Source organism: Bacteroidota bacterium (genome assembly GCA_016714535.1).
Taxonomy (GTDB): domain Bacteria; phylum Bacteroidota; class Bacteroidia; order AKYH767-A; family OLB10; genus JADKFV01.
In genome coordinates this window covers 41,420-53,435 of record JADKDR010000010.1, presented here as the reverse complement: position 1 = coordinate 53,435, position 12,016 = coordinate 41,420, and the positions used below count along the sequence as shown (strand labels likewise).

8 protein-coding genes and 2 pseudogenes are annotated in these 12,016 nt (G+C 37.0%); 2 read left to right on the top strand and 8 right to left on the bottom strand.

The genetic code is table 11. The annotated features are described in order from the left end of the window. Positions 1–152 precede the first annotated feature (152 nt). From IPO27_13740 to accB, 8 genes and pseudogenes are all read right to left on the bottom strand, one after another. Entirely contained in the window at positions 153–491 is a 339-nt protein-coding gene (locus tag IPO27_13740; GenBank protein MBK8847535.1) for a hypothetical protein, read from the bottom strand. 617 nt (positions 492–1,108) lie between these two features. Further along, entirely contained in the window at positions 1,109–1,579 is a 471-nt protein-coding gene (locus IPO27_13735) for a DUF1572 family protein (GenBank protein MBK8847534.1), read from the bottom strand. Between the two features lie 135 nt (positions 1,580–1,714). After that, positions 1,715–2,123 (bottom strand): annotated as a pseudogene (locus IPO27_13730) (nuclear transport factor 2 family protein). Between the two features lie 203 nt (positions 2,124–2,326). Continuing rightward, on the bottom strand, positions 2,327–5,269 hold the full coding sequence (locus IPO27_13725) for a serine hydrolase (GenBank protein ID MBK8847533.1): 2,943 nt from the start codon (positions 5,267–5,269) through the stop codon (positions 2,327–2,329). A gap of 555 nt (positions 5,270–5,824) precedes the next feature. Beyond that, positions 5,825–7,495 (bottom strand): fibronectin type III domain-containing protein, encoded by a 1,671-nt coding sequence (locus IPO27_13720; protein ID MBK8847532.1) that lies wholly within the window; start codon positions 7,493–7,495, stop codon positions 5,825–5,827. Beyond that, the gene (locus tag IPO27_13715; protein MBK8847531.1) at positions 7,447–7,674 is read right to left on the bottom strand and encodes a hypothetical protein; all 228 of its coding nucleotides are present in this window, start codon (positions 7,672–7,674) and stop codon (positions 7,447–7,449) included. Before IPO27_13715 ends, IPO27_13720 begins: the two co-directional genes overlap by 49 nt. Before the next feature lie 670 nt (positions 7,675–8,344). After that, positions 8,345–9,680: pseudogene (gene accC, locus IPO27_13710) on the bottom strand (acetyl-CoA carboxylase biotin carboxylase subunit). A gap of 66 nt (positions 9,681–9,746) precedes the next feature. Beyond that, positions 9,747–10,235, bottom strand: a complete 489-nt coding sequence (gene accB, locus IPO27_13705) for an acetyl-CoA carboxylase biotin carboxyl carrier protein (protein MBK8847530.1) — start codon at positions 10,233–10,235, stop codon at positions 9,747–9,749. A 407-nt stretch (positions 10,236–10,642) separates the two neighbouring features. Between accB and IPO27_13700 the strand changes: the two genes are divergently transcribed. Then, the gene (locus IPO27_13700; GenBank protein ID MBK8847529.1) at positions 10,643–11,122 is read left to right on the top strand and encodes a hypothetical protein; all 480 of its coding nucleotides are present in this window, start codon (positions 10,643–10,645) and stop codon (positions 11,120–11,122) included. Between the two features lie 16 nt (positions 11,123–11,138). Further along, positions 11,139–11,951, top strand: coding sequence for a T9SS type A sorting domain-containing protein (locus IPO27_13695; GenBank protein MBK8847528.1), 813 nt, complete (start codon positions 11,139–11,141; stop codon positions 11,949–11,951). Positions 11,952–12,016 lie beyond the last annotated feature (65 nt).

Here is a 12,016-nt window from a genome sequence, read left to right as displayed (position 1 = left end):
GGTACCATTTATAAAACAATTGCATAACACCAGCATAACGCATACTAGGTGCCATTGTAACAATGAGACCTTGCCATTAGGATAATAGTTAAGCAAATTGGAGTAGTTCATAATCTCTTTAAAAAGTGAGTTATTGAAAGTTGACGTTGCTGTTAATTAAACAGTTGGCCATCAGGCTTAATACGAGCACCAGGCTTCAACTTTTGCGAAACGCCATTGTTGATGTACGTTCCATCGCGCTTTATAAAAATAGTTTTACCAACTATCACTTCATTCAACGCTTTGGTCAGGACGTTTTTTTGACACAAATAAATTTTGTCGCCAATAAATACATAACAATCCTCACTAAGGTAGGTTGTACATGTAAGGTCAGGCCAAATCTGTTGTGATTGTTGATTTTGCTGCACTTGTGCGTTTGCACCGGCAGCACAAAAAATGCAAAATGCGGCAATTGCCATTAACATAACGTGTTTCGAAAAAAGATTTCTCATAATTATAAAAGTTTTAAAAAAATAAATTTTAAAAGTCAAAAAATCCGTAGAAGCCACTACTACGGCACCTTAGCGCGTATTTGGAATTGAATATATTTAGCTTAAAAGTTCATCAAAAATTCCACGTGCTGGCCAAAATCTGAAAGAGCGAAAGCAGTACAACTGCCTAAAAATTGAAAATCTAGGCAAATGAAACTAAAATTTAAACACCAAAATAAAACAAATTGGTATTTGACACCAATAATTTGGCGAATGTTTAAAATTTAGACTAGCCAAAACACCCATCTGGACCCTGAATAATATTTTACAATATATTTTGCCAATATATTTTATATATTAACACCAATACAGATTAACTATACCAAAATTATAAATATGAAATAAAAATATTTTACCAAAATACTTATTAACAAATTTTTTGAAAGTTTTGTAAAATGCTGGGTGGAACAAAAACGATGATTAAAAATTTTCGTGCAAAAAATCGAAAAAGCATGAACCCTTTTTAGCGAATGGGCACATCAATTTTTTACAAAAACTGACACTACAGCTTGCCGTCCTTTTGTTATATCCAACTATGAAAATAAATGTTGAAAATTGCGCTCCCGATTTATGAAAAACTAGTTTTTCGTCTTCAATAATTTCTTAATTATTACAATTTGACCAAGGTGGTAATGTATATGTTCAATTAATCCTAAAATATTTCGGTAGTAGGTTCCATACTTTTCTTTGACAAAAATTTCGCCCAACCGGGCTTCTTCTATCGCTTCAATTTTTTTACAAAGTTGCCTTGCCCCGGCATATACAGATTGAAGAAAATGCTCCCACTCCTCCCTCGTATTTATCGTAGGATGATTGAAACTAAACTTATCATTTGAATCTAACTCTTCATTATTAAGTACTTTGGTAATTGCCATTACAAAATAATGAATATGATAAACAAGGGCTACTATGGTATTGAAGTGCTCCTGTTTAGTAGTTGCCTCCTCTACGGTTACTTCACTTAAAGTATCGCGCAGGTTAACCCATGTCCAGTTTCCGCCAAAATAAACTTCGTATAAGTGTTTTGATAATTGACCGGTGCTATTCATTTTTCTAATTGTTTATTTTAATATCTACTTCCAACTATGTTTGCTAATTGCATATATATATATGTATTCATATATATATGTATACCATGACCAAGTTACCTCTTTGGCTACCTGGTAAACTGGCTGAACTTTATTTTATTGAAAATTATCATAATAGGTTAAGTCCTTTAAAATTTTAACATCTCGAATTTCGAAAATGGTACAAATGGGCAACTCGAAACGTGCGCGGTCAGGCGCAGTGCCAGAAGAAACAAACTCAACAATCATTATCTCCCGAAGGGTACATGGAAATTACAGAATCGTGTACATCCGGAATCATCATATTTAGCTCCTTGTATTTTTTAATAATATCGGATTGTGAGATCTTAATACTTTTTACTCCGAAAGCAGGATCTTTCATTTCTGGAGTTTCAGAATACATGGCAGCCATTTTTTCCCAGTCATGATTATTAAATAATTCATGGTATGATTTAATAATATGCTTAACGTCAATACTGCTTTTATCGTTCAATTCATTTTTCTGAGTAGCATTTTGGCAAGCCATTATGATCATCATAGCAGGCAATGCTATCAGGAATATTTTTTTCATTAGTTAATTGCTTTGGAATTCGTGCAAGCAAAAATATTGCTTTTAAGGAATAAGCAAATAGCAAATCTGCTATTTCCCATAGAATGCTAAAAGTTGCTAGAGTTAATTCAACCTATTAAAAGCACATCCCATTTATTGGTCATAGAATTTTGGAGTACTTAAAGTGTAATGGCATCGTACGCAAATTTCATCATTCGTGTACGTATGTTTTGAGTCACTAATTTGTTGTTTGCTGCATTAGGATGCACGCGGTTCGAAAGAAAAATAAAAACGAGCTGTTTTTCAGGATCGGCCCAGGCACAAGTTCCGGTGAAACCGGTATGGCCAAAAGTTTTTGATGAAGCTGCATCGCATGTTGGGCTATTAGTACCCTTGTCTGGTTTGTCAAATATTAGTCCTCTTCGGTTGTTGCTATCTTTAAAATATTTTGCCGTAAAAAAGTCTACCGTTTCTGAACGCATATAGGTATAGTTACCATATTTTCCTCCTTGCATCAGCATTTGCATAATTACAGCTAATGAGTAACCGTTGGCAAACACACCTGCATGTCCAGATACACCACCTAGCATAGCCGCAGCCATATCGTGCACATGTCCTTGTACCAATTGCTTTCGCCATCCAGTATCATTTTCGGTTGGCACAATTTGCCCTTTGCCAAATTTATCCAAGGGGTTATAGGTGATGCGCGTTAGTCCCATTGGTTTATAGAAGTTGTCTTCTACATATTTATTAAGAGGCATACCTGTAATATTTTCAACCATACGTTGGGTTAAAATAAGACTTAGGTCTGAATAAACGTACTGCCCTCGCTTACCTAAAGGTGACATCAATATTTCTTTGGTTATGGTATTGAGGTACTTCGGGTTCATATAAATAGAGTCGGCCACGGGAATTGAAAAAGCTGCGCTTTTTGTTTTTGAATAAATGCCATTTATATACCTTCCTTTTGCATCTATTGTTTGCTGATAAAATGGAATCCAGCTTTTGAGACCTGCCTGATGAGTAAGTATATCTTCTACCAACAAATCTATCTTATTCGATTTTCTTAACTCAGGCACATAAAAAGACATCCGTTGTTTTAAGTCTATTTTTCCTTCATCATACAGCTTCATTACTGCTAAAGCGGTTGATGTCATTTTGGTAACTGAAGCAATATCAAATAGCGATTGCGAAGTAACCGGTAAACTTCCTGCCTCGTATGTGTAATGCCCAAATGATTTATTATAAATGACATTTCCCTTGTAAGCCACAACCACCGCGCAACCAGGAAACACCTTATTATTTATACACTCAAGTGCAAGGCTATCAATGTTGGCTAAGGTGGCATTATTTAATTTTAATTCACAGGGAGGGCTTAGTGTTAAAATATTACTGGCCATGGTAGTTTGCAAACCTGTATATAAATTAAAATCGGGATTGGGCCTGGCCGGCAATTTACCCATCGTATTGAGTGCACCAAAAAGTGCTTGCGCAGTATATACAGCCGGAAGGTAAGTGTCTTCGTATGACAATAATATCGTTTTGCAATTATTAATTCCGCTTAACACATTGAGGGTATAGAGGTTACCAAAAACCACAACTATAAGATCTGTGCGATTACTAAGTGCAGTAATCACCTGTGTCATTTGAGGAGTAATATTAAAATTGAGATTGCTTCGGATAGATGTGTTATGGAAACTCAATATTACTTCCTGATAAGTAGCTAATTTATTTATCAATGAATCAAAATCGGGGTTGCTCAATTCCTGCTTCAAGGCAAAATTATCGCACGAACTATAATAGGACAAACTTTGCTGAAAATAATTATTAATAGTATCGTTCACTACTAACGATGCCCTGCGGGTATTATCAATATGCAAGGGTATTTTGCTCTCATCATTGCGAAGCAAGGTGATGGACTTATAATATAATGAGTTGGTCAACTCATTGACATTTATATTATCGTTAAGCGTTGAGAAGATTTTTGTTTGATCAATGGGCTTTACTTTATCGAGGCCGCACCAGTGTTTGGCCATTAATATTTTTTTTACGCTTTTATAAACTTGGTTTGAGTCGAGCCTGCCGGTTGCAAAGGCATCTTTAATCTTAATTACAGCAAGTGGTATATCGCCACTCAATAATAAAATATCATTTCCTGCCTCCAGCGCGCGCACTTCAATTTCGCCTGACGGAAAATTGGCAGTTACACCTTTCATATTTAAAGCATCGGTAAAAACAAGACCTTTAAACTTAAGCTTATCTTTAAGCAAGCCATTGATAATTTTACTGCTAAGCGTAGATGGAATATTGTTTCCACTATCCAATGCGGGAATATTTAAATGTGCCACCATAACGCTACCCAATCCTTCGCGCATCAAGTGCTTAAAAGGATATAACTCTACGGTGTCTATTTCATGTGCAGGTTGATTGATTACTGGTAGGGTAAAATGCGAATCGCTTTCGGTATTACCATGCCCCGGAAAATGTTTGCCGCAAGCCAACACGTTATGATCTTGCAAGGCACGCATATAATAAAGGCCCTTGCGGGCAACATCTATTTTGTTTTCGCCAAACGAACGACTATTAATTATTGGGTTAAGCGGATTATTATTTATATCGATGCATGGAGCAAAGTTTACATGTATTCCCATTGCTTTGCATTGCCTTGCAATCTCTGCACCCATTTCATAAATAAGGCTTTCATCTTGCAGTGCCCCTAAGGTCATTTGTCGGGGAAACCTAATGGTGCTGTCTAAACGCATATTCAATCCCCATTCGCCATCAATGCCAATCATTAATGGCACTTTCGAATCCTTTTGAAATTGGTTTGTTAATACCGCCTGCCGGTAAGGTCCTCCTTGAAAGAAACAGATACCTCCAATTTTTTGAATACTAATAAGGCTATCTATCTCGGATTTGTTGTAATGCTCGCCCCCACTCCATGCTGCAGCCATAAACAGCTGCCCTATTTTTTCATCCGTAGTCAGGGTTTTAAAAACTGAATCAGCCCATTGCTTTGCTTTGTTGGAATAAAAAGGTGGATCGATATCCTTGGCAGGCAGCATACTCAGGCTTACGTATACACCTATAGTTAACAGCAACCAAAAGAAAAAATTTTTCATAGCAGATATTTGCGGGGCACAAATATAATGCCCCATGCTAAAAGCCTACTACAATAATTGTAGAAAGTGGTTAAAGTTATCTACATAAGGTAAAGGGCAAGAGTGCGCTCCCGTGTCCGAAAAATCCGTTCACTCAATTTTAATAAACCTGGGCATAGCATAGAATTGTGCGGCTTATAAACGAATGGACAAAGGCAGTAGAACTAGAAGCGGTATATGTTGCCATTGTATACAATCATCTCTTTACTGTAAATTTTTAGACAAATACTTGTGTATTGCTAAATACCTTCGTTGGTGCGAGCTTGTTGCTCGTGCCGATAAATAATTTAATCTTTCACGCGTTTGGAGGAGTCTCCGACTACGTCTTTTTCTAATACAATCTCCGATTGTGTTATACAAATTAATCTCTCAGTCTAGCTTTATTCTTTTATAGCCTTGACTCATTTTTTTTAGCACAAATATAAATCCGAGATTTATTTACATTTTTGGCGTAGTCAGAGACTACGCCAAACAGGGTAATTTGCTCTACCTAACCTTAACTTAAAACTTACAGAATTAATTACTTGTTTTTGAAAATGCCGAAATAAATTGAATCGTTTTTGAATCAACAAAAACGAAATAATAGCCATTCTCGAGCATGCTTATATCAATTACTTGCGAATGCTTTTGGCTATAATCTAATACTGTTTTTAAGCATATTCTACCCGAAACATCTGAAATGCTAATTGTTGCCGCATCTACAAGAGCACTATTTTCTATTGTAATTTCATCCTTTGCAGGATTCGGAAATATGAGGCAATTACTATTTGATCTTGATTGCAAAGTACGAAGTGGATTTGTTGTAAAAGCCTTAAGCACACTCCATGGTGAAAATACGTTGGGGTTTTTCTTACATTTCGTTCTGAGTTTAAATTGATATTTAGTTGCTGCTAATAAATTTTGTAAATGTGCACTGCTAATAGTGGGTCCGAAGGATAATCTTGCCCAAACGGTAGTGCCCACTTTGCGGTAAAAAAGGTTGTACCCTTTTGCTCCAGTAATGGTATCCCAAGTAATAATTGCCGATGATGCACTTATTGAATTTACTTTAACATTATTGGGCGGCATACAAATATTATTTTGTGTAACTATGACTGTATCCGTTTGTGTTACACATCCCAACGTATTGTGCGAAATGGTAGCATAATAGCTGCCAGGATTGCTAACCACGATAGTATCTGTAGTAGCGCCATTGCTCCAAAGAAAGGATGCACTTTCGTAATTGGTAGTTGTTAATGTTACGGTTTGATTGCTGTCGAGGGCCAATGATCCTTTAACAATAATGTTTGGTTGGGTATCGCAATAATTTATTTTTACAATCCACATATCAAAGCTGCCGTAGTTGAAGGTAATGTCGCTCTTACCAGCAATGGCATTGGGTTTGGAAGACGAAAAACCGATGCCTGCATAGCCACCATCTTTCATTTTTACAATATCATTGAGGTGGTCCCAGCTACCACCTCCAAAATTCTTTTGCCAAACCACATTCAATGATGAGTCAATTTTAAAAAGCCAGTAATCTGAATATCCTTTATTGGCCGAAACATCAAGATCGTTTGATTCGCTAGTTGCTCCAATGGTGTATCCACCATCAGGATTGGGATCTATCCTAAAACCTTCATCACCCTTGCTGCCCCCAAATGATTTCTGCCAAATGAGTGCACCATTGTTGCTATTTAATTTTAAAATCCAGCAGTCAGTAAGTCCATGATTATTTGTTACATCGCCATCGTTAGCAGAATTTTTGCCTGCCACCAGAATATGACCATCTCTATCAACAGTACAATGGTATGCTCTGTCTTGCAACGAGCTACCATATTGTACACTCCATAATAGTGTTCCATTTGAACTGATACGAGCAGTCCATACATCTTCGTCTCCTTTGGTAGAAGTGCCTGCTAAATCGCCATCTGTACATTGTGCATTTCCTGTAAAAACAAAATCACCATTGTCCATTTCGATTATGGATCTTACACGTTCTTCTTTGCTTCCTCCGAAACATTTTTGCCAAATAATACTCCCGTCATTAGCGTTCACCTTTACAAGCCAAACATCATACGAACCATGATTGCCGCTTACATCGCCATCATTGGAACGCGAATAGCCGGCCATCAAATAATGGCCATCGCTGGTTTGTATCACGCTCCGGCCTCCTTCTTCAAGTGTGCCGCCATAGCATTTTTCCAAATGATATTGCCTGCTGTGTCTAACTTTAATAGCCAATAGTCGTTATTGCCTTTATTGCCAGACACATCGCCATCATTTGACTTTACACTTCCAAAAGCCAGTATAGTGAAATCTGAATTTTCAGTTGCATAACGACATTTGTCATATAAACGACCGCCATAAGATTTAGACCATACCAAATTACCAAGCGCATCAAGTTTTATTATCCACCAATCGTAATCGCCATTATTGGATGTGATAAGGCCATCGTTACTTAATGAATGCCCACCACAAATAATTCCACCACTGTGTGTTGTTTCACTTCCAAAGGGTTGCTCAGAATTTGACCCTCCATAATTTTTTTGCCATGTTAATGTTGGTTGGCTATAGGCTTTGAAGGCAAGAAGAATGACGAGTAGAAAGAATAAGTATTTTTCATTTTATATAATAAAGTTTCAATGTTAATAATTATTGTCCGACTAAAATAGATAATAAAATCTATCTGGCCTCAACTTTACTCAACTCTTAATTGCTCACTTTGTGCCTTACTGTTGGGTATTGTTCTTTTTAGATTCACTTAAGGTTATTCTTATTCGTGTTCTCCTCTAATACTTTGGCTGCATGGAATTCCACTTTCATGTTTTATTATTAGTACAGACGGCTAAAAATAAAATGATAGCTATTTTGCAATTCGTATTTGAGCGGTTGCGCTCCTTCACTCCTTTTTAAAGCAGAGATAGCAATTGCCGCTTTGTTGCTCTTGCAACATGCTACTTTTTTACACAGGAGTTTAGCATGTTGGGCGCAGTCACGGTTTTAATACACCAACCAAAAAAAAACCCTTCCTAAATTACCTTACTCGTGTAAAATTTAAAATTTAAAGTTCTCTAAAAATTTGGTGGTGTAATTTCCTTTTCGAAAATCTTCGTGTTGCATCAACTTTTGGTGGAAAGGGATTGTTGTTTTTCCTCCCTCTATTACATACTCGCTAAGTGCTCTCGACATGGTATCAATTGCTTCTTCGCGCGTTTGTGCTACCGTTATAAGTTTGGCAATCATACTATCGTAATTGGAAGGAATAACATAACCGGCATATACATGCGAATCTACACGCACACCGTGCCCTCCCGGGTACATGTAAGTTGGTAATTTTACCGGGCGATGGACGAAATCCATTTTCTGGGTCTTCGGCATTTATGCGACATTCAATGGCATGCATGGTTGGAAAATGATTTTTTCCCGAAATAGGAACACCTGCAGCAATTTTGATTTGTTCTTTTATCAAGTCATAATTAATAACTTCTTCGGTTACGGGATGCTCAACCTGTATGCGCGTGTTCATTTCCATAAAATAGAAATTGCGATGCTTATCAACCAGAAATTCTACCGTACCCACACCTTCGTAACTCACTGCCAATGCAGCTTTGATAGCTGCTTCGCCCATGCGCTCGCGCAACTCTTTGGTCATAAATGGCGAAGGCGTTTCTTCTAGCAATTTTTGGTGCCTGCGTTGTATGCTACAATCGCGCTCACTAAGGTGGCACGCCTTTCCATATTGGTCACCGGCAATTTGTATTTCGATATGGCGAGGTTCTTCAATATATTTTTCGAGATAGATGCCATCATTACCAAATGCAGCACCTGCTTCTTGTCGTGCACTGTCCCATGCTGGTTCAAATTCTTCGGGCTTCCATATAATACGCATACCACGGCCTCCCCCACCTGCGGTGGCTTTTATGATGACCGGGTAGCCAATATCCTCGGCTATAGAAAGACCCTCGGCAACATCACTTATAAGGCCTTCACTACCCGGAATGGTTGGTACACCAGCTTTTTTCATGGTATCCTTGGCATTGCTTTTATCGCCCATGCCATCAATTTGCTCCGGAGTGGCGCCAATAAATTTTACACCATTGTCAGCACATATTTGCGAAAATTTCGAGTTTTCGGAAAGAAATCCATATCCGGGATGAATAGCATCTGCATTGGTAATTTCGGCAGCCGAAATTATATTAGCCATGTTCAGATAAGAGTCTTTACTTGGCGGTGGCCCTATACATACAGCCTCATCTGCAAATCTTACATGCAAGCTGTTTTTATCGGCAGTACTGTATACTGCCACTGTACTAATTCCCATTTCCTTACAAGTTCGAATAATACGTAAGGCTATTTCACCACGATTGGCTATTAAAATTTTTTTAAACATAAATACCTTCGATTAATATTAATAATTAATACGTCTGTTTGGAAAAACAAAGCAACAATAAAGTGATTAGCTAGGATCAACCAGATACAAGGGCTGATCATATTCTACAGGATGTGCATTTTCTACTAAAACTTTTACAATTTTTCCTGAAACGTCACTTTCAATTTCGTTAAACAATTTCATAGCCTCTATAATGGCAATTACCTTACCCGGCTTTAATTCGTCACCTACGTTTACAAAATTAGGCTTGTCGGGTGACGAAGAGCGGTAAAATGTACCAATCATAGGTGACTTAATTGTAATGTAATTGGCTTCGCTATCTACTGGTACGGGCGTCTCTTTTGCTGGCGGTGTCGGGGCGGCTAAGGGGGCCGGAGCGGCTACAGGGGCGGGAGCGGCATGTGCAATTGGTGCTGGGGCACTATGCATAATTACTTGCTCACGTCTAACCTCATTCTTAATGGTTATTTTAAAATCTTTTTGTTCAATGCTTACTTCGCTCACCCCTGCTTTCGATACAAACTTGATAAGTTCTTCGATTTCTTTTTTATTCATATAAGTTAAATATTTAAGGTTTTTTCTTTAGAAGAATCAATTTAGGGAAAATTGATGTGCAATAATAGATAAAAACACGAAATACCTATAAATATTTTTACCACCAATAATTAGGGCCTAATTCTAATTTAAGGTATATCTCTTATGAGTGTTTGGCGGCTCCAATTGAGCGTACCAGGCTGACATCGCTTCCTGTGTGGCCTTTTGGTTTTTCGATTGATTTACTCCGATATACACACAAAAAACTGCCTTAATTGCATTAAATTGTTCAATTATCAATCAAAACATTGCTTTTCTTAAACACAGAATTTCCATCGTGAATTTAATTTTAGCTCCAATTATACCATACCCCTAATTTTGCTTTTCTCATTTCCTTGCTTATTTTTACAACAACCAAATTAGTTTCAATGAAAAAATTTCTTCTTTTATTTTTAGCTATTGTTACTACCTATACGTTACCTGCACAGCAGATAACATTTGAAAGAATAATTGATACTATGCATTGCTCAAGTGCCGAGTGTGTGCAACAAACCCTTGATGGGGGCTACATTATAGCCGGAATCACATCCAATAATAATAATGATGCATTGATATTTAAACTAGATAAATATGGTGCTATTGAGTGGATAAAACAATATGGCGGCAATGGTCAAGATGGTATATTAGGCATTATACAACTACCCGACTCTACCTATATTGGTTGTGGAGTATGGGATTCAGGCCTAAATGGGCAAAACTGGATAATAAAATTAGATAAATATGGCGATACACTATGGACTACACACGAATATAATTATTATAATGCAAGCTATTGGGCTATGTGCATAGGGAATAACATGGATTATATTAATGGTGGTGATGCCGAATTTGCAAACTACAACTTTTGATGCTTATTGTAATATCTTGGATTCGTTAGGGAATAAGAATTTTATTAAAAACCATGCTATTCCATTTTTCCAATCCTGTTATAGTATCACTAAACTTGACACTACAGGCTATTACTACACTGGTAATTTTGGAATAAACTGGAGTGTTGGAAGTGCCAATATTGTAAAGATAAATAATCAAGGGGATTCCATTTTTACTAAGCTTTTTTCCTCTCCAATAAATAATGGAATAAGTGCAGGATTTACCATAATGCCCTATTTAGATACCAACCTTGTAGTGGGCGGGGTTCAATATAATCAACCCATGTTGCGATACGAAACGTTGCTTGTAAGAGCCAATCATTTAGGTGATACACTTTGGACAAAATTGATTATTGATACAAAAGACGTAGTAGTATCCAAATTAGTTCAAACTAAGGATCAGAAGATTGCATTAATAGCCGCAAGGCAAGATCCATTAGACTTAACCAAATCAATAATTTGGTTTTTAAAATGTGATGAAAATGGAGATACCATTTGGACAAGAATGTTTAAAGGAATAGGCTCTTCAAAAGCTGAGAATGGATTATACTGCACTACTGATTCTGGTTTTTTTATTTGTGGTAAAACGGCTTATTTTACTCCTGCCCGTCTTTACATCATTAAAACTGATAGCATGGGTAATGTGGCAACAAGTCAAACTATAAACGAATTAAGCAATATGATTGATTTCAGCATATTTCCAAATCCCGGTAATGGTATATTTCAATTAAAATTACATATTCTTAATAAACAGGCTAATATTGAAGTTTATAACATAGCCGGGCAAAAAGTTTTTCTGATATATTGACCAATAATTGAACAACCTATGAGTTAGACCTATCAGACCAGGTAGCAGGCATATATCAAATAAAA